The following is a 22,187-nucleotide window of genomic DNA, read 5'->3' on the forward strand; positions in this document are numbered from 1 at the left end:
AAATTAGGTTCGGCAAAAATGGGGGCGGATCTTAACGGATCTTAGTGGTATTGACCAGAACAGACGTGTTTTGATCAGTATTTTTCATAGAACTTACACTTGAGTGCTTGTCTCCCAAAAGCATCACGGTTTACTATTCTTGTTCTTTTGATTTTTATATAGTCAACGATCGATTTTTAGAGAACGTATTCATGAGCACTAAACAATTTACTTTGAAAGATGAACAAGCAACGATTCAACTAGGAACGGAGCTTTCTAATCTTTGCTCACAGCAGACGACTATTTATCTGCATGGTGATCTTGGCGCAGGTAAAACGACGTTCAGTCGTGGCTTTGTAAAAGCACTTGGCCATCAAGGAAATGTAAAGAGCCCAACGTATACTCTAGTTGAACCTTATCAACTTGCAGATTGGCAGGTGTATCACTTCGATCTATATCGCCTAGCCGATCCTGAAGAACTCGAGTTTATGGGGATTCGTGATTACTTTACCCCTGACGCGATCTGTTTGGTTGAATGGCCTGAAAAAGGCTATGGCATGCTACCAGAAGCGGACATGGATATTGATATTCGTTACCAAGACGATCACCGTATTGTTTCTTTAACCGCTAATAGTGAATACGGACAGCGCTTACTTAGTCAGTTGGAGTTATGTTGATTTCTAAACGCCTTTTTTCAACAGTAGCCATGATGGCTGCTGTTTTCTCTTTATTGTTTTCATCACTTGTTTCTGCGAATGCACTGAAAGGTTTGAGGGTTTGGCCTTCACCGGAAGAAACTCGTGTGGTTATCGATCTAAAGTCAGAAGTCGACTTTAGCTATTTCACCCTGAGTAGTCCAAGTCGCTTAGTCGTCGATTTAAAAAATACTGAGTTAGCAACCAAGCTACCTGTCGTGGTGAAAGATAGCCCTGTGTTATCGAAGGTTCGTAAGAGCTCTCCACCGCAGAAAGGGACGTATCGCTTAGTTTTTGAATTAAAGAAATCTTCTAATGCTGAGCTCTTTAAACTGAGCCCAACTCCGGGTGGTCAATATGGTCACCGCTTGGTTATCGATCTCCCTCACGGTGCGAAAAGTAAAAGCAAACCAGCTACAACACCGAGTAAGCCGACCGTAAGCAAAGACATTAATCAGGTTAAGCGCCAGAAAGATATTTTGATCGTGATTGATCCTGGCCACGGTGGTGAAGACCCGGGTTCGATTGGTCCATCTCGTAAGTATGAAAAAGATGCGACTCTCAGCATTTCTAAAAAGCTTGCGGCACACCTCAATGCAGTGCCGGGAATAAAGACACGCTTAACGCGCAATGCCGATTACTTTGTAAACCTGAACCGACGTGTTGCGATTGCTCGTGAGAATGAAGCACACCTAATGATCTCTATTCACGCCGATGCCTTTACGACGCCTCAACCTCGAGGTGGTTCCGTGTTTGTATTGAATACTCGACGCGCCAATACAGAGATTTCACGTTGGATTGAGAATAGAGAAAAACAATCAGAATTGCTGGGTGGCAGCGGTGTGGCGTTCACAAGTAATATGCATGATAAGAACGTGAACCAAACCTTGTTGGATTTACAGTTCAGCCATTCGCAAAAAGAAGGTTATAAGTTGGCAACGGCTATTCTGTCTGAAATGGGCAAGGTGTCTAAGCTACACAACAGCAAACCGATCAACACCAGCTTGGCAGTATTACGTTCACCACAGATTCCATCAGTACTAGTCGAAACTGGTTTTATTTCGAACCCGACGGAAGAGAAGCTGCTTTTCCAACGTTCTCACCAAGACAAGCTTGCGCGTGCTGTAACCAAAGCCGTGGTGAAGTATTTGAAGGCTAACCCACCTGAAGGGATTATCTTGTCGAATGCTACATCATCAACGGGTAGTGTAAGCCAGCATAAAGTGTCTCGTGGCGAGTCTTTATCGGTGATCGCGAGCAAATATGGCACATCAACACAGGCTTTGATGAAACTGAATAATCTGAAATCAAGCAGCCTAGCGATTGGCCAAGTACTTAAGATTCCGGGCAGCGCTTCAAGCTCATCATCAAGCAGTGCTGTTAAAACTAAGACTATCACTCACACGGTTAAGTCTGGAGAATACCTAGGCAAGATAGCCAGCCGCTACAAAGTATCGGTCGCAGATATTAAACGTGAGAACCGCTTGAAATCAGAGACGGTGAGAGTGGGCCAAAAGTTACGAATTACGGTTGAAGTGAAGGATGTCCCTCTGCGCAAACATAAAGTCGCAAGAGGCGATTATCTTGGCAAGATTGCGTCGAAATATGGCGTGAGCGTTAACAGTATTCGCCAAGCGAACAAGCTACGCTCTGATGAACTGGCGATAGGTCAAGTTCTGATTATTCCGCATAAATAATTTTGGCAACAACTCAGTGACTTCAAGCGTGAGAATACTAACTTAGAAGTGCGAACATAAACGTAAAGCGTTTTCATCAATGGCAGTAAGGTAGCAATTAATATGACGATCAAAATACTGCCAGCTCGCTTAGCGAACCAAATCGCAGCTGGTGAAGTGGTAGAAAGGCCAGCCTCTGTTGTAAAAGAGCTGGTTGAGAACAGTTTGGATTCTGGTGCGACACGTATCGATATTGATATCGAGAAAGGTGGCGCCAAGATGATCCGCGTTCGTGACAACGGTAAAGGCATCGTTAAAGATGAGCTTGCGTTGGCACTGAGTCGTCATGCTACCTCCAAAATCCATACTCTTGATGACCTAGAGGCGATCGTCAGCCTTGGCTTCCGTGGTGAAGCGCTGGCGAGTATCAGCTCTGTTGCGCGCTTAACTATGACTTCACGCCCTGCGACTCAAGATCAAGCGTGGGCTGCACACAGTGAAGGCCGAGATATGCAGGTGAAACTGCAGCCAGCGGCGCATCCCATTGGTACCTCTGTTGAGGTGTTGGACTTGTTCTTCAACACTCCCGCTCGTCGTAAGTTCTTACGCACCGAGAAAACCGAATTCACGCATATTGATGAACTGTTGAAACGCATCGCACTGAGCCGTTTTGATGTGACGATCAATCTTCGTCATAACGGTAAAATGATTCGTCAGTATCGTGCGGCAAAAACCGATGTTCAGGCTGAGAAGCGTATCGCTGCAGTGTGTGGTAATGCGTTTGTTCGTCACATGATCAAGATTGAACTTGAACATCAAGGGTTAAAACTTCATGGCTGGATCACCACGCCTGAAGGGGCAAGGCAGCAAAGTGATCTGCAATACTGCTATGTGAATGGCCGTATGATGCGTGACAAATTGATCAATCACGCGATTCGTCAAAGTTACGAGACCAGCCTGCGTCCAGACCAATTCGCAACGTATGTGTTGTTTATTGAGCTGGACCCACATCAAGTCGATGTAAATGTTCACCCTGCCAAACATGAAGTGCGTTTCCATCAAGCGCGCCTTGTGCACGACTTTATTTACCAAGCACTGAGTGATGGCTTAGCACAGAGCAAGCAGATCGATGCTGCACCGATCAATCAGTCTGCCTTCCACCAATCAGAAGCGCCGAATTATCAAAAAGATGGTTCGATGACTGACATGGGTGATAGTGCGGGCTTCTCTGAGCCAGCACACAGAACACCGACTAACTCGGATGATGCACAGGTTTCAGAGCGGGTGCGACACGCCATTGAACAAACACCAGCCTACCCGAGAAAAGCCGAATCTGAGCAGGTTCATGACAAGCCTCAACACAGCGTTAATGATGGCGGGCAACACTATGCTTCATCAAGCAGCCCAAGTTCATCAGCTAGTCCAAGCTCATCAACAGGCCGAAGCTCGTCTGTTAGTGAAAGCAACTTTACAGGCTCTCCTCGCCAGGAGTGGATAGAGTCTCGACCTGCACCGAAGAAAGAAAAAGAGCCACACCAACATCATGCTGAGCCAGCGCCCTCAAAGCGCGAAGTTAAAGCCTATAAAGAGCTTTTAAAAACGCCAAACTTTGATGAGCACACTGTGGAATTCACCTCTCCTCAAGAACAGGTGGCACAAACAGCCTCAACAGAAGCCGAGACTGTTCAACAGAAACTAATTCACTCGAAGCCAAGAACACCAGTGACAGACTTAGGGAAAGCGGTCTCGATTGTTGAGCGTCAATATCTCGTGATGGGCAACAAGAACGGCTGTGTTTTGGTTTCCTTGGCCAAGGCTGAATTACTGCGTGTTGTTGGTCAGCTTGATACTCGAGGTGGCGCGTTAAAAAGCCAACCGTTATTGGTTCCGTTATCTATAAAGCTTGGTAGTGAGTTGGTTGAGGTTGCGAAGGCGCTGAGTTCAACATTGGCGTTGCTGGGTATTGAGCTTAAAGCTCGAAACAGTGAAGCTGTGATGGTGATGGGTGTGCCGTCTCCTTTGAGGCAGCAAAACTTACAAATTCTGATGCCAGATCTGTTATCGTACGCGGCTTCAATAAATGCCCAGAGTGCAGTGAAGCAGTCTAACGACCTGTTGCCATCCTTGGTTAACTGGATCGGGATTCAAACCGCACAAGTAAAAAGCGACTACACTTTATCTGAAGCGGTTCAATTAGTTGGGGAACTTGAACAACTTTGGCATGGTCTACTTCCATTAGATGATCCAGAGTTTGTTAATCCTATCGACTTTTCAGCGACTATTGCGGCATTTATGGCTTAGTTTACGAGTACATTAAGCTTATTTACGGCTTTGGCTGTTTATGGTTTAACTTTTGGCGATGACATCCTTTTTTGAGGATGTATCGCGATATAAAGCCCTTTGCTAAAAAGCGCTATAACAGAGAAACAAATACTAAATATCATGACTGAAAAATTACCTTTAGCGTTGTTTTTAATGGGCCCTACGGCATCAGGCAAAACAGATTTAGCTATCCGCTTACGTCAGAAATACCCAGTAGAGATCATCAGTGTCGATTCGGCATTGATCTACAAAGACATGGATATCGGCACCGCTAAACCGGATGCAGAAGAGCTTGCGCTCGCGCCTCATCGCTTGATTGATATTCTTGATCCAAGCGAAGCGTACTCTGCGGCAGATTTTCGTCGTGATGCGATCAATGAAATGAATGCAATTGTAGCGGAAGGCAAAATTCCGCTACTTGTTGGCGGAACAATGCTTTACTACAAGGCATTGTTGGAAGGTTTATCGCCATTACCCGCAGCGGATCAAGAGATTCGTAAGCAGATTGAAGCGGAATCTATCGAGCAAGGTTGGCAGGCTCTGCATGATCAATTAAGAGAGATAGATCCCGTATCCGCTGAAAGAATACACCCAAATGATCCACAAAGGCTTTCAAGGGCATTGGAAGTTTATCGAATTTCGGGTAAAACATTAACTGAGCTAACTCAAACGAAAGGCGATAGCCTGCCATTTCGTGTAAAACAATTTGCTATAGCTCCCAAGGAAAGGACTGAACTCCATCGCCGCATTGAGCTGCGTTTCGAGAAGATGATAGAAGCGGGCTTTGAAGAGGAAATGAAGGCGTTGTACGCCAGAGAAGATCTTCACCCTGAGCTACCATCGATCCGATGCGTTGGTTATAGGCAGATGTGGGATTATTTAGACGGTAATTGTGATTTAGACGAAGCGGTTTTCCGTGGTGTCTGTGCAACCCGTCAGTTGGCCAAGCGACAGATCACCTGGTTGCGCAGCTGGGATGATTTAACTTGGTTAGATAGCGAAAACATTGAACAAGCGTTAGAAACTCTTTCAGATGCAATAGCATCTGATTAGTATTGCTGTGTATAATGTGATCGCTTTTGCGTGAATATACTCTGGAAAGGATCCGTTATTGAGGCTTTTAAAAAATCACAGCCTTTCAATAACAACGGAGTTTTTTTATTCATTTAGCTCAGATGCAAAGGCCGCACCTTTTTGTGCACCACTAGCTAAATAATTACAACAAAATACAAATAAGGAAAATAAAATGGCTAAGGGGCAATCGCTACAAGACCCATTCCTAAATGCACTCCGTCGTGAGCGCATTCCAGTCTCTATCTATCTTGTTAACGGCATTAAGCTGCAAGGTCAGATCGAGTCTTTCGATCAATTCGTGATCTTATTGAAGAACACTGTAAACCAAATGGTTTACAAGCATGCGATTTCTACTGTGGTACCTGCACGTGCAGTCAGTCACCACAGCGGCGAGCAACGCACGCCATCTGATCGTCCAGAGAAGACTGAAGATTAATCGTTCAATTGATACAGCTTGCGCTGTAATAAGGAGTTGGTTGCTTGTTTGACCGTTATGAATCCGGCGAGCGAGCCGTACTTGTTCATATCAACTTCACGCAAGAGGGAGAATGGGAAGACCTGAGCGAATGTGAAATGCTGGTCTCCTCAGCGGGGGTAGAAACGCTACAAGTTATTACTGGTAGTCGACAATCCCCACTCCCTAAATACTACGTTGGAGAAGGTAAAGCCCTAGAAATCGCACAAGCTGTTCAGCTAACCGGTGCTGAAATTGTGATTTTTAACCACTCCCTCTCTCCTGCCCAAGAGCGAAACCTCGAGCAATTGTGTAAATGTCGTGTGATTGATCGCACGGGTCTGATCTTAGATATCTTTGCACAACGTGCACGAACTCACGAAGGTAAGCTACAAGTTGAGCTCGCTCAGCTTCGTCATATCTCTACTCGACTGATTCGTGGTTGGACTCACCTTGAAAGGCAGAAAGGTGGTATTGGTCTTCGTGGTCCAGGTGAAACTCAACTGGAAACCGATCGACGTTTGTTGCGTGACCGTATAAAGGCAATATTGCGTCGTTTAGCGAAAGTAGCTAAACAGCGTGAACAAGGACGACGTGCTCGTAATCGAGCTGAAATCCCAACAATTTCTTTGGTTGGTTATACCAACGCAGGGAAATCAACACTTTTCAATCGAATCACTAGTGCAGGTGTTTATGCTGCAGACCAACTGTTTGCAACCCTAGACCCAACACTACGTAAGATTGATTTGGCAGATGTCGGGCCTGCAATTCTCGCAGATACCGTAGGTTTTATCCGTCATCTACCACACGACTTGGTCGCTGCGTTCAAGGCTACGTTACAAGAGACGCAGGAAGCTGACATTTTGTTACATGTTGTTGATGCCAGTGACGACCGCTTTCGTGAGAACATTCAGGCGGTTCATGAAGTATTAGAAGAAATCGATGCTCATGAAGTGCCAACCCTTGTAGTCATGAATAAGATTGACTGCATGGAAGACCAAAAACCTCGAATTGAAAGAGACGAAGAGGGCGCACCTCGCGCTGTTTGGGTTTCTGCAATGGAAGGAGAAGGTATTGAACTGCTGTTCGAAGCTTTAACTGAGCGTTTAGCTAGCCAGATGGTTCAATTCCGGTTGTGTATTCCACATCAACATCAGGGCCGTATTCGCAGCTTATTCTTCGAGATGAAATGTATTCAACAGGAAGAGTATGATGAAAATGGTAACTTGTTGATAGATATCCGAATGCAACAAATAGATTGGTCTAAACTTGAAAAAAGAGAAGGGGCGCTCTTAGGTGACTTTATCGTTACCAAAGAGACTGCTACAGTATAACGTCATATCAAATGATGGAGCTTTCTAATGGCGTGGAATGAGCCTGGAAATAACAACAACGGCGATAATAACGGCCGCGATAATGACCCTTGGGGTAATAAAAATAATCGCGGCGGCCGAGATCAAGGACCGCCAGATCTAGACGAAGTTTTTAGCAAACTAAGTCAAAAGTTAGGTGGCAAGTTTGGTAAAAAGGGTGGCAACGGTAACGGACCATCTATCGGTGGTGGCGGTGCAATTGGCTTTGGTGTCATTGCCGTTATCGCGATTGCTATCTGGTTCTTCGCGGGTTTCTACACCGTTGGCGAAGCAGAAAGAGCAGTAGTACTTCGACTGGGTCAGTTCGACCGTATCGAAGAACCTGGTCTTAACTGGCACCCACGCTTCATCGATGAAATCAGTGATGAGCAGCTTGTAAACGTTCAAGCGATTCGTTCTCTACGTGCGTCAGGCACCATGCTGACTAAAGACGAAAACGTTGTGACCGTTGAAATGGGTGTTCAATACCGTGTTTCTGACCCATACAAGTACTTGTATCGTGTAACGAATGCGGACGACAGTTTACGCCAAGCGACAGATTCTGCGCTTCGTGCAGTAATTGGTGACTCACTGATGGATAGTATCCTGACAAGTGGTCGTCAACAGATTCGTCAAAGCACTCAAGAAACGCTAAACCGTATTATCGATAGCTACGATATGGGTATTCTTATTGTTGACGTTAACTTCCAGTCAGCACGTCCACCTGAGCAAGTTAAAGATGCATTTGATGATGCAATCGCGGCTCGTGAGGATGAAGAGCGTTTCGAACGTGAAGCTGAAGCATACCGAAATGACATTCTTCCAAAAGCAACAGGTCGTGCTGAGCGTTTGAAGAAAGAAGCGGTGGGTTACTCAGAGCGCACAGTTAATGGTGCTCTAGGTCAAGTTGCTCAATTCGAGAAACTGCTACCTGAATACCAAGCAGCTCCTGAAGTAACACGTAACCGTATGTACCTTGATACAATGGAAAAAGTGTACTCAAGCACATCGAAAGTCCTGATTGATTCTGAATCAAGCGGTAACTTGCTATACCTACCAATTGATAAGCTAGGCGCACAAGGTGGTTCTCAGTCGGGCACTCGCCCTGCAAAAGCATCATCAACTTACGATCAAATTGAGTTAGAAACTCAAGCGGATCCTAAGCCTAGCACTCAAACTCGTTCAGACAGTTCACGCCAAGGGAGATACTAATAATGCGTAAATTAATGATCCCTGTATTAGTTGTGACGATTGCCCTTCTGTTGATGTCACTGTTTGTGATTCAAGAAGGTGAGCGTGGCATGGTAATTCGTTTTGGTCGAGTTCTCGATGACAACGGCGTATCACGAATCTATGAACCAGGCCTGCACTTTAAACTGCCAATGTTTGATCGCGTAAAAGTACTTGATGCTCGTATTCAAACGATGGATGGTCGCTCTGACCGTTTCGTAACATCAGAGAAAAAAGACGTTCTAATTGATACCTACGCAAAATGGCGTATTGCTGATTTTGGACGTTTTTATCTGAGTACCGGTGGCGGTAATATCATGACGGCAGAAGCACTTCTTGAGCGTAAAGTGACAGATGTTCTTCGTTCTGAGATTGGTTCTCGTGAAATTAAGCAGATCGTATCAGGACCTCGTAATAAGGACATCCTGCCAGACTCTGCTGATAGCGAAGTTGTTACAACGGTAGCGGCTGCAGAAGCTCTAGAAGTTGATGGCGAACGCGATAAGATCATGGAAAACGTTCTATCTGGAACGTCAGAAAGTGCGATGGCTGATTTAGGTGTTGAAGTTGTTGATTTCCGAATGAAGAAGATTAACCTTCCTGACGAAATCAGTGAATCTATCTACCGACGTATGCGTGCAGAACGTGAATCGGTTGCTCGTAGACACCGTTCTCAAGGTCGTGAAAAAGCAGAAGTTATCCGTGCTCAAGCTGAGCTAGAAGTAGCGACTGTTCTTGCAGAAGCAGACCGTACTGCTCGAGTGACTCGTGGTGATGCTGACGCAGAAGCTGCGAAAATCTACTCTGACGCGTACAACAAAGACCCTGAGTTCTTTGGCTTCATGCGTTCACTGCAAGCTTATGAGACATCATTTAGCGATAAGAGCGACATTCTAGTACTGGATCCGAAGACAGACTTCTTCCAATACATGAATCAAGCAAGCGGTGTTCAAGCAAAATAAGCTGATTCGTTAATTGGAAAAGCGAATGCTTAGTTCAAGTAGCGAAATACACTAAAATTAAAAAGGCTCCCATCATGGGAGCCTTTTTGTTTTCTGGCAGCTGATCATTCACTGTTTTGGAATCTCAGGGGAGCCGCTCAGTAGTGTTGTGCTTTGAGAAAGCCTAACGGTAAGTCATGAACGCGATAACCGCTCCCGCAACAACAAGGCAGCCACCGATACGGCGCAGTTGAGTGTCTGGCTGCTCACTGAGTTGAGCGACCATGTTTCTCCAACCATTGGGCGCAATTAAGGGACCAAGCCCTTCGACGATAAGAACAAGCCCAATAGCGAGCCAAATTGATTGAGACATGCTTCTGCCTTTTGTCTGTAAAAACACAATGATATCAGTATCTTTACACATCTTCGCTCGAATATCGCTGGTTTAATTTTGTACAGCGTTAACGTTTATGAACAAAAAGTGACTGCAAGAAGTGTGATTCAGTGCTAGAATCCATTTTTAATTAGCAACAGAAATTGGAAAGATGGGAAATAACGTAGTCGTTCTAGGCACCCAATGGGGTGATGAAGGTAAAGGTAAAATCGTTGACCTTTTAACTGAAGATGCAAAATACGTGGTTCGCTACCAAGGCGGTCACAATGCAGGTCACACACTTGTAATTGACGGTGAAAAAACCGTTCTTCACTTAATTCCATCAGGCATCCTACGTAATAACGTTAAATGTGTTATTGGTAACGGTGTAGTATTATCGCCTGACGCACTTCTTAAAGAAATGAAGCCTCTTGAAGATCGCGGTATTCCAGTACGTGAACGTCTTTTCATCTCTGAAGCTTGTCCTCTAATTCTTCCGTACCACATTGCTATCGACAACGCGCGTGAAATCGCTCGTGGCGCTAAAGCTATCGGTACAACGGGTCGTGGTATCGGTCCTGCTTACGAAGATAAAGTTGCTCGTCGCGGTTTACGCGTTGGCGACCTTTTCGATAAAGAAGCATTTGCTGAGAAGCTAAAAGAAGTTATGGAATTCCACAACTTCCAACTAGAGCACTTCTACAAAGCTGAAACAGTAAGCTACGAAGAAGTTCTTGAGCAAGCGATGAGCTACGCAGACATGTTAACTGCGATGGTTATCGACGTAACTGACGAACTAGACGCAGCACGTAAGCGCGGCGACAAGATCATGTTCGAAGGTGCTCAAGGTACGCTACTAGATATCGACCACGGTACTTACCCATACGTAACGTCTTCTAACACGACTGCTGGTGGTGTTGCTGCAGGTTCTGGTTTCGGTCCTCGTCACATCGGTTACATCCTTGGTATTACTAAGGCTTACTGTACTCGTGTTGGTTCAGGTCCATTCCCAACTGAGCTATACGATGGCCTTGAGAAGCAAGACCCAGTTGGTAAGCACCTAGGCGATGTTGGTCACGAGTTTGGCGCAACAACTGGTCGTCTACGTCGTACTGGTTGGTTCGATGCTGTTGCTATGCGTCGTGCAATCCAAATCAACTCTCTATCTGGTATGTGTCTAACTAAACTAGACGTTCTAGATGGCCTAGAAGAACTGAAAATCTGTACTGGTTACAAGATGAAAGACGGTTCTATTCTAGAAGTTTCTCCAATGGCTGCTGAGTCATTCGAAGAAGCGACGCCAATCTACGAAACAATGCCTGGTTGGTCTGAAAACACATTTGGTGCTAAATCTATCGACGCGCTTCCACAAGCTGCTCTAGATTACATTAAGCGTATCGAAGACCTGACTGGCGTTCCAATTGATATCGTATCAACTGGTCCAGATCGTAACGAAACTATCATCAAGGTTCACCCATACGGCGCATAATGCCTGTTGAGTGATTACCACAGCACGTAAAGTGCTTGATAATTTAATCGTTTCTAAAAGCCGACTTTATTAAGTCGGCTTTTTAATACCTGCAATTTAGCATCGAAACGTTAGGTGGTGATCTTTTGAACGCCATCTGGCAAAATATTGCCCATTAGCGGCAAGTTTTGTCTAAAGCCGTCAAGGTTATTGCCGATACAGATATCATGGAAAGTGAAGTTCACCCTGTTTTGGTGCGTGTAGACATTGTCTATCGCCCTCAATAGATAACTTTAGCTACAGATAATAGAGTGCAGGTATGAAGCTACGAATTGTAGCAGCTTCATTGATAATGGCGCTGAGCTCACCCTTGAGTCATGCTAATTTGGCTGATGTGGGAGAGCCTGTTCCAATCTATACAGAAGCTGAACTGATAAAATTAATCGAAAATAATCAACACCTAGAGCGAGTGAAAGCTGATAAGTGCCAGTTAGTCGAAGATATCGTTGCTCGTGCAACGCGTATTAGCTTGCCTTCTTATGAGTTTTTATACGGTGATATGCTGGCTTGGGGCGTGTGTGTTCCACAAGATGTAGAGCTTGGTCTTTACTATATGGAAAACGCAGCACATCAAGGCTTACCAGCGGCACTTGAGCAGCTAGGACGTTATTATTCTCGTGGCACCTTGGTGCAACAAGACAAAGAGCGCGCGATTCCGTACCTACGTGAAGCGGCGTCTATGGGAAACTTAAGTGCGAGTATTCACTTAGCTGAGCTGCTGTTGCGCGACTATGGCAGCCCGCTGGATTATGAAGATGCTTACCGTTGGTTATATAACTCGGTAACCGCAGACCAAAGACAGCACAAGCGTATTACTGTGCTTAGAAGTGGCTTAGAACAAAGAATGCCAGACAATATTATTGCTCGAGCGAAACGTAGAGACGTGTTCTGGTAATTGAGAAGGCTATTGAAGCTTGATGATTAACTACTGCACTCGTTAATCACCAAGACTAAGATAGTTAGAAATAGAAAGGCCTCGCTGGTGAATACCTGCGAGGCCTTTTTGATTTCAACGGGAAGCCGTTCATTAACTATTGGTGTTATTGAACCACTTCACCTGACTCAATCACGGTATCACGAACGACTTTAGTGAAATCGAGCGCTTCTTGGCGGATCTTATCTTCGTCTACCGTTAGCATGTCGCGATCTTGCATGATGATCTTGCCATCAACGATCGTGTGACGAACATTACCTGAGTTCGCTGAATACACTAACGCTGAATATGGGTTGTACACTGGCACCATGTTCGGAGCCTTAGTATCGATCACTATGATGTCCGCTAGCTTACCTGTTTCAAGAGAGCCGATCTTATCTTCTATGTGTAGCGCTTTTGCTGCGCCCATTGTCGCCATATCGATCACTTTGATCGGCGGCATCGCTGCACGATCTTTGTTTACTAGCTTGTGAACCTTAGCCACTTGGTTGAACTCATCAATCGTGCTCAGTGTATTACCAGACATCGGGCCATCAGTACCTAAACCGATACGCACGTTCTCGTCATACATCTTAAGTGCTGGCGATACGCCTTTTGCCGATTTGATGTTGGCACTCATGTTATGAGCGACACCCATATCCGATTTCTTCACAAGTTCGATGTCATGGTCATCAACAAGGATCATGTGTGCACCAACAAGGTTCTTGTTTAGCGCACCGATGCTGTCCATGTACTGAACCGGAGACAAACCATCTGAGCGTTCTGCTATTTTCTCTTCTTCACGGTGCGACTCGGCAAGGTGAATCATTACTGGTACATCAAGCTCTAGTGACAACTTAGAAATCTTCTGCAGGATCTCTGTGGTGTTGGTGTAAGGGGCATGCGGCGCAAATGCTGGCGTGATACGTGGGTGATCTTTGTATTCTTCAATGAAGTTCAACGCGTATTTGATGCCTTCTTCCGCATTGGCAGCATCGGCAACTGGGAACTTAATTACAGTTTCACCAAGAATGGCACGCATACCGATTTTATCGACGGTTTTTGCCACTTCATCCTCGAAGTAATACATGTCGGCGTATGTGGTAACACCGCCTTTCACCATTTCAACGTTACCTAGGTTGGCACCAATACGTACCATGTCGCGCGATACCAGTTTCTTCTCTAGTGGGAAGATGTAGCGGTGTAGGCGGTCTGGCACATCATCGGCCAGTGAACGGAAAACCGTCATCGATACGTGAGTATGAGTATTGATAAGGCCCGGCATCACAATATCACCATCAACGTCTAACACTTGCTTCGCTTGGTACTGCTGTTCTAATGAGGCATCACCAACGGCAATAATTTTGTTGTCTTTGACGACAACTGTACCGCTCTCATAAACCGTTTTGTCTTGGTTCATAGTGAGAACCATCGCATCGGTAATCATTAGGTCAGCTTTTTCCATTGCTGAACTTGCGAATGGGAACAGCGCTAGGCTCGCCATAGCTGAAGCCAATAGGGTGCGTTTTAATTTCATATCAATACTCAGAACAGGAGTTGGTAAAGTGCGTGGATAATAGTGTATTTCATTCATGGCGCAAACGTTTGTTTTATCGTTTGCTTAAAAATCTGATGATAGTCCGCAGCTATGAAGTGATGTTTCACAAAATGAAGATATGTATCAATCTGAGGTTATTTGAGGGTTTTCTAAAGCATATCTGTAGCTTACCTCTAGCATCAGATATACTAGGGGTATATACCTTCCTTGCTTAAGCAGGCCCGCCTATGTCAAAAAACACACCGATGTCAGAAAACACGACAGCTACAACCAATGTTGACCCTTTTGCCGACCGAGAGTCGAAAAATTACGACAACCCAGTACCAAGCCGAGAGTTCATTCTATCGTTTCTAACAGAAGCGAATATCCCAATGAACCGCAACGATCTATTCGAAGCTCTTGGCCTTGCTGGCGAGGAGCAATATGAAGGGCTGCGTCGTCGTTTACGTGCTATGGAACGTGATGGACAACTGGTCTTTACTCGTCGCCAATGCTACGCACTACCTGAAAAGTTAGAGCTGATTAAAGGCTATGTGATTGGTCATAAAGACGGTCATGGCTGGGTTCGCCCAGATGGCAGCGTGGGTAAAGATAACGATATCTTGCTGCCACATCACCAGATGAAAACCATCATGCATGGTGACTATGTACTGGCTCAACCTACAGACAACAGTAAGCGTGGTCGTCGTGAAGGTCGTTTGGTTCGCGTACTTGAAGAGCGTACCACTCCGTTAGTTGGTCGTTTCTTCCTTGAGTACGGTCATTCTTACGTAGTTGCTGATGATTCACGTATCAGTCATGACATCCTAATCCCAACCGAGCATAAAGGCGGAGCTCGAATGGGTAATGTGGTTGTGATTGAAATTACGGATCGTGGCGGTCGTTCTCGTAACATGATGGGTAAAGTGACTGAAGTTCTTGGTGAGAACATGGCGCCGGGTATGGAAACGCAGATCGCGATCCGTACTCACCAGATCCCACAAGAGTGGCCTGAAGCAGTTGATAAGCAAATCGAAAACCTCGGTGAACATGTTCCTGAAGAAGCAAAAGAAGGCCGTGTTGATCTGCGTAAACTGCCACTGGTTACCATTGATGGCGAAGACGCGCGTGACTTCGATGATGCCGTTTTCTGTGAAGCGAAGAAAGGCGGAGGTTGGCGCCTTTGGGTGGCAATTGCTGACGTAAGTTACTACGTTCGCCCAGACACTGCGCTAGACAAAGAAGCGATTAACCGTGGTAACTCGGTATACTTCCCATCGCAAGTTGTGCCTATGCTGCCAGAAGTACTTTCTAATGGCCTGTGTTCATTGAACCCGCAAGTAGACCGTTTGTGTATGGTGTGTGAGATGACTATCTCAGACAAAGGTAAGCTATCAGGCTACAAGCACTACGAAGCGGTAATGAACTCTCATGCTCGTCTTACTTACAACAAAGTAGGCGCGATCTTAGATGGCAACGAAGAGCTTCGTGAACGTTACGTTCAAGAAGTGCCGCATCTAGAAGAGTTGCACAAGATGTACAAAGTGCTGAAGAAGACTCGTGATGAGCGTGGCGCGATTGAATTTGAAACGGTAGAAACCAAATTTATCTTTAATGCGGATCGCAAGATTGACCGTATTGAACCTGTTGTTCGTAACGATGCACACAAGATCATCGAAGAATGTATGATTCTTGCGAACATCGCATCGGCGTCTTACGTAGAAAAAGCGAAAGAGCCTGCTCTGTACCGTGTTCACGAAACTCCAGGTGAAGAACGCTTAATGGGCTTCAAGAGCTTCTTAAGTGAATTAGGCTTAACACTGGAAGGTGGTCTGTCGCCATCTCCGGTAGACTACGCACAACTGATGCAACAGATTAACGAGCGTGAAGATCGTGAGTTAATCCAAACCATGCTATTGCGTTCAATGAAGCAAGCAGTCTACAACGCGGATAACGCTGGTCACTTTGGTTTAGCTCTTAAGCGCTATGCTCACTTTACCTCGCCGATTCGTCGTTACCCTGACTTGCTATTGCACCGTGCGATTAAGTACCTAATTGCGAAAGAAGGCGGTCGTAACAGCGAACGTTGGACGCCGACGGGTGGTTACCACTACACTTTCGATGATATGGACTTCTACGGCGAGCAGTGTTCTATGACTGAGCGTCGTGCAGACGATGCTACTCGTGAAGTGAACGACTGGCTGAAATGTGAATACATGCAAGACCATGTCGGTGAAGTGATGGATGGCGTGATTGCCAACGTGACAGGCTTCGGTTTCTTTGTGCGTCTAACTGAACTGCACATTGATGGTTTGGTACACATCTCAGCGCTTGCGAACGATTACTACCAATTTGATGCTGTTGGTCAGCGTCTGGTAGGTGAAAGCTCAGGTAACATCTACCGCTTGGGTGATTCGGTTAAAGTGAAGGTTTCTGCGGTTAACTTAGAAACTCGCCAAATCGACTTTGATTTAGAAGACACCGATCGTCAGCCGCGTGGTAAAGGCAAAACAGCCAAGAAGCGTGCAGCTGAAGCGATGAAAAAGGCGAAGAGCAAGAAACGTTCTGCAGTGAAGAGCAATAAGCCGGGCGTATCAGCGAAGCCTTTGGTTGAGCCAACTAAGCGACCTGATGGAAGCAGCGAAGGCCCAGCTAAGAAGAAAAAGTCATCGAACAAAACTGGAGCTGCTAAAGCGCGTGCTAAGAAAAAGCGTGCTGCAACCCGTAAGCCAAAGGCTGATAAGTCTTAAGACTGATAAATCTTAAGGTCATAAGGCGCTGTGCTAAATCAGCTATAGCGCCTCACTCATTTTATATGAGCGTATCTAAATGCGAGAGTATCAGGCGGAAGATGCATACTCTCGAAATAAACAATACAGAGATGAATACGTCGGTTTGACGTCACTCTCCCCTGGGCAATAAGAGTAATTTGAGACAATGAGTAACGAATTTATTTACGGTATTCACGCGGTGAAAGCCGTACTAGAAAAAGATCCAGCACGTTTTATCGAAGCGTATGTACTGAAAGGTCGCCAAGACGAGCGTCTTCTTCCATTACTGAACCAACTGCAACAGTTCGGCGTGTCGATCCAACAGATGGGTCGTAAGCCGCTTGATGAAAAAGCACAAGGTGCAAATCACCAAGGTATTATCGCTAAGGTGAAGCCTGCTAAGCAGCTTAACGAAACTCACCTAGACGACATCCTAGCGCAGCACGAACAACCGCTATTGTTAGTTCTAGATGGCGTAACAGACCCTCACAACCTAGGTGCTTGTCTGCGTAACGCGGATGCGGCGGGTGTGGCGGCAGTTATCGTACCGAAAGATCGTTCTTCGCCGTTAACGGCAACGGTTAGCAAAGTAGCGTGTGGTGCGGCTGAAACTGTTCCTCTAGTACGTGTAACTAACCTGGCTCGCACAATGCGTGCCCTGCAAGAACAAGGCGTATGGTTTGTGGGCACGGCAGGTGAAGCAACGCATGACATCTACCAAGCAAAACTAACAGGCCCACTTGCGGTTGTGATGGGCGCAGAAGGTGACGGTATGCGTCGTCTAACGCGTGAAACCTGTGATGACCTAATCAAGATCCCGATGGCTGGTAGCGTATCAAGCCTGAACGTTTCCGTAGCTTCTGGTATTTGTTTGTTTGAAGCGGTACGTCAACGTCTAGCTCAATAGCATTAAGCTGAGTTAAAAGACAAAACGACTTTAAGTCTATGAATTTATTAACGCTCACCACTTGCTGGTGGGCGTTTGTTTTAAAGGCGTAGAGTGACAAATTGGAAGAATCACAGATGGTAAGGGGTTGTTGCTCTTTCGTGGTTGAGTTTTGTTCGAGATAAAATCGTTTTAGGCGCGGCGAAGATTATGTAGCCTAGTCATTCTAAGCAAATATTCTTCAACAAAGCATAAAACGATTTTAGCCGAACCCTTCGGGCAGCCTTTGTGGCTCATTTCTACTGCGTTATCGGCTTTTTATGTAGGCTAGCTACACGTCAAAGCCTCTGTCTTGTATAAATTTCCCACAAAGAGCTGCAAAAGCCAGCTCGAAAGATTAACAGCCCCTAAATGGCGAAAGAAAAACTGTTTCATTATTCGCCAAATACCGCTTGCCAATACAGGGTTCTTTCTATAATATTTGCCGTCCTTAAAACTCGGTCATTTATCTTTAGTTCCTTGCTTCCTCTGGACGACCGGGCCACTCGTGGAAGCTAATAATCCGTAAGGAGCAACCAAATGCGTCATTACGAAATCGTATTCATGGTTCACCCTGATCAAAGCGAGCAAGTTGCTGGCATGATCGAGCGTTACACTGGTTCTATCACTGAAGCTGGCGGTACTATCCACCGTCTAGAAGACTGGGGTCGTCGTCAAATGGCTTACCCAATCAACAAGCTTCACAAAGCTCACTACGTTCTTATGAACGTTGAAGCTGGTCAAGAAGTGATTGACGAGCTAGAAACTGCTTTCCGTTTCAACGATGCAGTTCTACGTAACATGATCATGCGCACTAAAGGCGCTGTGACTGAGCAATCTATTATGCTTAAGCAAAAAGAAGAGCGTGCAGAGCGTGCTCCTCGTCGTGAAGAGCGTACAGAAGCTAAACCAGAAGCAGCTGCTGAGTAATTCTTTTTTGGCTTAATGCCTTAAAAAATTCTCAACTTGTTTTAGGTCGTTGATAGTTATTTCGATAATTGTGAAAGACCGCTTTACTAAATTTAAGATCAGGAGATAGCCCATGGCTCGTTTCTTCCGTCGTCGTAAATTCTGCCGTTTCACTGCAGAAGGCGTACAAGAGATTGACTACAAAGACGTAGCAACTCTTAAAAACTACATCACTGAAGCTGGTAAAATCGTACCTAGCCGTATCACTGGTACAAGCGCTAAGTACCAGCGTCAACTAGCTCGCGCTATCAAGCGTTCTCGTTACCTAGCTCTACTACCGTACACTGACAAGCATCAGTAATCGGTAATAGTTAATAATAGTTTAAGAGGACTAAGATAATGCAAGTTATTCTACTTGATAAGATCGGTAACCTAGGTGGCCTTGGCGACCAAGTAAACGTTAAATCTGGTTACGCTCGTAACTTCCTTATCCCACAGGGTAAAGCAGTTATGGCAACTAAAGACAACGTTGCTATGTTCGAAACTCGTCGTGCTGAACTAGAAGCTAAAGTTGCTGAGCAACTAGCTGCTGCTGAAGCTCGTGCAGAGAGCGTTAACACTCTAGAAGGCGTTTCAATCGCTTCTAAAGCTGGTGACGAAGGTAAACTATTCGGTTCTATCGGTACTCGTGACATCGCTGACGCTATTACAGCGGCAGGTGTTGCAGTAGCTAAGAGCGAAGTACGCCTACCTGAAGGCGCTCTACGTAACATCGGCGAATTCGAAGTAAGCATCCAACTTCACTCTGAAGTTTTTGCTACTGCGAAAATCGCTATCGTTGCAGCTGAGTAATTTCAGTACCAAGACGAATTCTTTCTTTATGAAAGTTTTAAACACCAGCTTCGGCTGGTGTTTTTTTATGTCTGGAATATAGGAAACATCAGGGAAGGTTAAAGTAAGCAAAAAGCCTATGGTGATCCATAAGCTCTTATTGCTGAACAGGCAGTGCAGTTAAGATTGGAATTGCTCTTGAGGTTAAAGTTGGTCTTAAGATTAGAATTGGAAGAGCAGGTTAATAGACAGTACAGAGTCTTCTTTGCTTAACCCCTCAGGTACCTTATCGTGGTATTGGCGAGAGTGAGCGATCTTAAGTGCGATATTGTCAGTAATATCGTTGATGGCCTCGAGTTCGGTATCAAACTTTAGGTTACTGTGACCAGACACCAGCGTCACATCCGCTTTGAGCTGCAAGTTCTTCAATACCTGCCAAGACGTATTCACGTTACCTCGGAAAATTGCTTCTTCAACAATCTCAGGGAAGATGATGTCATCATCGTCTAGCTCATCGAGATTCGGCTCCTGGTAACGAAAACCCGGGCCCACTTCGACTTCCAATACAAACTCTTCGGTATTCGAAAATTGGTAACCCAGACCGCTCGAAACGGTGTAGTCCTTAAAGTAAGCGCTGTACCGAGAATCGACACCTTTAAAGCTGCCGTAAAGATAGGTTTTAGGGCTTAACTTGTAGTCACTCTGAGCAGAGTAAGTCGATTGCCTTTTATCTTCTTCACCGTCTTTGTAGAGGTTGTAGTATTTCCATTCGCCACTGGTTCTGTGACGGCCAGCCGTGTACTCACCGTTTAGGCGTGCATTCAATGAACGTGAATCAGAATTACCAGTATGCGACTGATATCCAAATTCGACTTCAGTTTTGAGGGGGCTTGGCAGTTCTGTGTCACTTGTATCACTTGGTGCGATATCCATATCTTTTTCTTCAGGTGTCGGTGCAACGACGATCGGCTCAGCAGTAGGTTCTGGTACTACTATAGAGTCGAGGATTGCATCAACAGAGCCTTTAGCATCATCAGCGAAGGCCATCGGAGTGCTCAGGAGACTAGTGCTTAGAAGACCAGTGCTCAGAGCCAATAATTTGGACACGCATACCTCAGTTATACAGTGAATGAATGGAAGGATCGTAATGCTACCCTTGGTTAATTCCGTCAGCAATAAGTAAATTCTTCCTGAAGAATAAAACAAACTCATAGGATCGGATTACAAATGAGTGTTCTTGGGTATAATGAACGATCATTATTAGTTATTGAGTGTAGTCATAGTGGATACCAAAAGTCAGAAATCAGCCAACGATCAGGTGGACGCCATCAAGGTCCCGCCACATTCATTAGAAGCTGAGCAATCTGTGATTGGCGGTTTGTTATTGGATAACGAACGCTGGGATACGGTTGCCGAAAAGGTTGTGGCCAAAGACTTTTATAGTCGTCCTCACCGTCTGATCTTTGAAGCGGTAAAAGATATCCTTGAAGAGAGCTCTCCTCTGGATCTTATTACACTCTCTGAACACCTAGAGCTACGTGAGCAACTTGAAGAAGTCGGTGGCTTCGCTTACCTAGCTGATTTAGCTAAAAACACGCCAAGTGCAGCAAACATCAATGCTTATGCGGATATCGTGGCACAGCGTGCATTGGTTCGTAGCTTAATTGGTGTGGCAAATGAGATTGCGGATTCCGGTTATGATCCACAAGGTCGTACTTCGGAAGAGCTGGTTGACCTTGCTGAAAGTAAAGTCTTCGCGATTGCTGAAGGCCGTGCTAGTGAAAACGAAGGTCCGCAAAACGTTGATAGCATTCTAGAGAAAACACTAGAACGTATCGAAATCCTATATAAAACGCCACAAGATGGTGTGACAGGTGTCGATACGGGTTTCAACGACCTCAATAAAAAGACCGCTGGCCTACAAGGTTCTGACTTAATCATTGTCGCTGCGCGTCCATCGATGGGTAAAACGACCTTTGCGATGAACCTGTGTGAAAACGCGGCGATGAAGCAAGATAAGCCCGTATTAATCTTCTCGCTAGAGATGCCAGCTGAACAGCTGATGATGCGTATGCTTGCGTCACTTTCTCGCGTAGACCAAACCAAGATTCGTACCGGTCAATTGGACGATGAAGATTGGGCTCGTATCTCATCGAGTATGGGTATTCTGATGGATAAGAAGAATATGTATATCGATGATAGCTCGGGTCTAACGCCAACCGAAGTACGTTCTCGTGCTCGACGTATTGCTCGTGAACACGATGGTATCTCTATGATCATGATAGATTACCTTCAATTAATGCGTGTTCCTTCTTTGTCTGATAACCGTACTCTTGAAATCGCCGAGATCTCTCGTTCATTGAAAGCGCTAGCGAAAGAACTGAACGTTCCGGTTGTCGCACTTTCTCAGCTTAACCGTTCCCTAGAGCAACGTGCTGATAAGCGCCCAGTAAACTCGGATTTGCGTGAATCAGGTTCGATCGAGCAAGATGCCGATTTGATCATGTTTATCTATCGAGATGAGGTTTATAACCCAGATAGCTCACTAAAGGGCATTGCTGAGATCATCCTTGGTAAGCAGCGTAACGGTCCTATCGGTTCGGTTCGTCTGACATTCCAAGGTCAACATTCCCGATTTGATAACTATGCAGGTCCTGCATTTGATGATGAGTAATCG

The 22,187-nt window shown here is 45.4% G+C and carries 19 protein-coding genes; 16 read left to right on the forward strand and 3 right to left on the reverse strand.

Annotation, left to right across the window (positions count from 1 at the left end):
- The first annotated feature begins 191 nt into the window (after nt 1-191).
- The 8 genes from tsaE to hflC all read left to right on the forward strand — a co-directional run bounded on the left by tsaE (nt 192) and on the right by hflC (nt 9,744).
- Nucleotides 192-656, forward strand: coding sequence for a tRNA (adenosine(37)-N6)-threonylcarbamoyltransferase complex ATPase subunit type 1 TsaE (gene tsaE, locus L1D37_RS11980; RefSeq protein ID WP_017632706.1), 465 nt, complete (start codon nt 192-194; stop codon nt 654-656).
- A complete protein-coding gene (locus L1D37_RS11985) occupies nt 650-2,371 on the forward strand; it encodes an N-acetylmuramoyl-L-alanine amidase (RefSeq protein WP_239848024.1) in 1,722 nt (573 codons plus the stop codon). Before tsaE ends, L1D37_RS11985 begins: the two co-directional genes overlap by 7 nt.
- Before the next feature lie 102 nt (nt 2,372-2,473).
- Nucleotides 2,474-4,651 (forward strand): DNA mismatch repair endonuclease MutL, encoded by a 2,178-nt coding sequence (gene mutL / locus L1D37_RS11990; RefSeq protein ID WP_239848025.1) that lies wholly within the window; start codon nt 2,474-2,476, stop codon nt 4,649-4,651.
- Nucleotides 4,652-4,792: 141 nt separating this feature from the next.
- Nucleotides 4,793-5,725 (forward strand): tRNA (adenosine(37)-N6)-dimethylallyltransferase MiaA, encoded by a 933-nt coding sequence (miaA, locus tag L1D37_RS11995; protein WP_176680793.1) that lies wholly within the window; start codon nt 4,793-4,795, stop codon nt 5,723-5,725.
- 193 nt (nt 5,726-5,918) lie between these two features.
- A complete protein-coding gene (hfq, locus tag L1D37_RS12000; protein WP_017059927.1) occupies nt 5,919-6,182 on the forward strand; it encodes an RNA chaperone Hfq in 264 nt (87 codons plus the stop codon).
- 44 nt (nt 6,183-6,226) lie between these two features.
- A complete protein-coding gene (gene hflX / locus L1D37_RS12005) occupies nt 6,227-7,534 on the forward strand; it encodes a ribosome rescue GTPase HflX (RefSeq protein WP_017059928.1) in 1,308 nt (435 codons plus the stop codon).
- Nucleotides 7,535-7,561: 27 nt separating this feature from the next.
- Nucleotides 7,562-8,764: an FtsH protease activity modulator HflK gene (hflK, locus tag L1D37_RS12010; protein WP_239848026.1), complete on the forward strand. Its 1,203-nt coding sequence runs from the start codon at nt 7,562-7,564 to the stop codon at nt 8,762-8,764.
- Between the two features lie 2 nt (nt 8,765-8,766).
- Complete coding sequence (gene hflC / locus L1D37_RS12015; protein WP_017632701.1) at nt 8,767-9,744, forward strand: protease modulator HflC; 978 nt, start codon at nt 8,767-8,769, stop codon at nt 9,742-9,744.
- Nucleotides 9,745-9,907: 163 nt separating this feature from the next.
- Here the strand turns inward: hflC and L1D37_RS12020 are convergent, their stop codons facing one another.
- A complete protein-coding gene (locus L1D37_RS12020) occupies nt 9,908-10,096 on the reverse strand; it encodes a DUF2065 domain-containing protein (protein WP_010434105.1) in 189 nt (62 codons plus the stop codon).
- Between the two features lie 172 nt (nt 10,097-10,268).
- Here L1D37_RS12020 and L1D37_RS12025 point away from each other — a divergent pair, with 172 nt between their 5' ends.
- On the forward strand, nt 10,269-11,585 hold the full coding sequence (locus L1D37_RS12025; RefSeq protein WP_010434108.1) for an adenylosuccinate synthase: 1,317 nt from the start codon (nt 10,269-10,271) through the stop codon (nt 11,583-11,585).
- Between the two features lie 298 nt (nt 11,586-11,883).
- Nucleotides 11,884-12,519: a tetratricopeptide repeat protein gene (locus L1D37_RS12030; RefSeq protein ID WP_017632699.1), complete on the forward strand. Its 636-nt coding sequence runs from the start codon at nt 11,884-11,886 to the stop codon at nt 12,517-12,519.
- A 145-nt stretch (nt 12,520-12,664) separates the two neighbouring features.
- Here the strand turns inward: L1D37_RS12030 and L1D37_RS12035 are convergent, their stop codons facing one another.
- Entirely contained in the window at nt 12,665-14,074 is a 1,410-nt protein-coding gene (locus L1D37_RS12035; protein WP_239848027.1) for an amidohydrolase, read from the reverse strand.
- 248 nt (nt 14,075-14,322) lie between these two features.
- On the opposite strand from L1D37_RS12035, the gene rnr reads away from it, so the two are divergent.
- From rnr to rplI, 5 genes are all read left to right on the forward strand, one after another.
- Nucleotides 14,323-16,824 (forward strand): ribonuclease R, encoded by a 2,502-nt coding sequence (rnr, locus tag L1D37_RS12040; RefSeq protein WP_176680796.1) that lies wholly within the window; start codon nt 14,323-14,325, stop codon nt 16,822-16,824.
- Between the two features lie 187 nt (nt 16,825-17,011).
- Complete coding sequence (rlmB, locus tag L1D37_RS12045; protein WP_017632696.1) at nt 17,012-17,752, forward strand: 23S rRNA (guanosine(2251)-2'-O)-methyltransferase RlmB; 741 nt, start codon at nt 17,012-17,014, stop codon at nt 17,750-17,752.
- A 558-nt stretch (nt 17,753-18,310) separates the two neighbouring features.
- Nucleotides 18,311-18,700: a 30S ribosomal protein S6 gene (gene rpsF, locus L1D37_RS12050; RefSeq protein WP_004741278.1), complete on the forward strand. Its 390-nt coding sequence runs from the start codon at nt 18,311-18,313 to the stop codon at nt 18,698-18,700.
- 112 nt (nt 18,701-18,812) lie between these two features.
- A complete protein-coding gene (gene rpsR / locus L1D37_RS12055) occupies nt 18,813-19,040 on the forward strand; it encodes a 30S ribosomal protein S18 (protein WP_000090472.1) in 228 nt (75 codons plus the stop codon).
- A gap of 38 nt (nt 19,041-19,078) precedes the next feature.
- Nucleotides 19,079-19,531: a 50S ribosomal protein L9 gene (rplI, locus tag L1D37_RS12060; RefSeq protein ID WP_017632695.1), complete on the forward strand. Its 453-nt coding sequence runs from the start codon at nt 19,079-19,081 to the stop codon at nt 19,529-19,531.
- Nucleotides 19,532-19,732: 201 nt separating this feature from the next.
- Here the strand turns inward: rplI and L1D37_RS12065 are convergent, their stop codons facing one another.
- On the reverse strand, nt 19,733-20,617 hold the full coding sequence (locus L1D37_RS12065) for a DUF481 domain-containing protein (RefSeq protein WP_239848028.1): 885 nt from the start codon (nt 20,615-20,617) through the stop codon (nt 19,733-19,735).
- 175 nt (nt 20,618-20,792) lie between these two features.
- Between L1D37_RS12065 and L1D37_RS12070 the strand changes: the two genes are divergently transcribed.
- Nucleotides 20,793-22,184 (forward strand): replicative DNA helicase, encoded by a 1,392-nt coding sequence (locus L1D37_RS12070; protein WP_016767560.1) that lies wholly within the window; start codon nt 20,793-20,795, stop codon nt 22,182-22,184.
- The last annotated feature ends 3 nt before the right edge of the window (nt 22,185-22,187 follow it).

The organism is Vibrio sp. Isolate33 (assembly GCF_022397895.1).
In the GTDB taxonomy this organism is placed as follows: Bacteria; Pseudomonadota; Gammaproteobacteria; order Enterobacterales; family Vibrionaceae; genus Vibrio; species Vibrio pomeroyi.

What these genes read in the sequence shown, in the direction of transcription:
- rnr (WP_176680796.1), top strand. Translation starts at nt 14,323, where the DNA reads ATGTCAAAAAACACACCGATGTCAGAAAACACGACAGCTACAACCAAT.
- mutL (WP_239848025.1), top strand. Translation starts at nt 2,474, where the DNA reads ATGACGATCAAAATACTGCCAGCTCGCTTAGCGAACCAAATCGCAGCT.
- rlmB (WP_017632696.1), top strand. Translation starts at nt 17,012, where the DNA reads ATGAGTAACGAATTTATTTACGGTATTCACGCGGTGAAAGCCGTACTA.
- L1D37_RS12030 (WP_017632699.1), top strand. Translation starts at nt 11,884, where the DNA reads ATGAAGCTACGAATTGTAGCAGCTTCATTGATAATGGCGCTGAGCTCA.
- hflK (WP_239848026.1), top strand. Translation starts at nt 7,562, where the DNA reads ATGGCGTGGAATGAGCCTGGAAATAACAACAACGGCGATAATAACGGC.
- hfq (WP_017059927.1), top strand. Translation starts at nt 5,919, where the DNA reads ATGGCTAAGGGGCAATCGCTACAAGACCCATTCCTAAATGCACTCCGT.
- L1D37_RS11985 (WP_239848024.1), top strand. Translation starts at nt 650, where the DNA reads ATGTTGATTTCTAAACGCCTTTTTTCAACAGTAGCCATGATGGCTGCT.
- L1D37_RS12035 (WP_239848027.1), bottom strand. Translation starts at nt 14,074, where the DNA reads ATGAAATTAAAACGCACCCTATTGGCTTCAGCTATGGCGAGCCTAGCG.
- hflC (WP_017632701.1), top strand. Translation starts at nt 8,767, where the DNA reads ATGCGTAAATTAATGATCCCTGTATTAGTTGTGACGATTGCCCTTCTG.
- rpsF (WP_004741278.1), top strand. Translation starts at nt 18,311, where the DNA reads ATGCGTCATTACGAAATCGTATTCATGGTTCACCCTGATCAAAGCGAG.
- rplI (WP_017632695.1), top strand. Translation starts at nt 19,079, where the DNA reads ATGCAAGTTATTCTACTTGATAAGATCGGTAACCTAGGTGGCCTTGGC.
- rpsR (WP_000090472.1), top strand. Translation starts at nt 18,813, where the DNA reads ATGGCTCGTTTCTTCCGTCGTCGTAAATTCTGCCGTTTCACTGCAGAA.
- L1D37_RS12025 (WP_010434108.1), top strand. Translation starts at nt 10,269, where the DNA reads ATGGGAAATAACGTAGTCGTTCTAGGCACCCAATGGGGTGATGAAGGT.
- tsaE (WP_017632706.1), top strand. Translation starts at nt 192, where the DNA reads ATGAGCACTAAACAATTTACTTTGAAAGATGAACAAGCAACGATTCAA.
- miaA (WP_176680793.1), top strand. Translation starts at nt 4,793, where the DNA reads ATGACTGAAAAATTACCTTTAGCGTTGTTTTTAATGGGCCCTACGGCA.
- L1D37_RS12020 (WP_010434105.1), bottom strand. Translation starts at nt 10,096, where the DNA reads ATGTCTCAATCAATTTGGCTCGCTATTGGGCTTGTTCTTATCGTCGAA.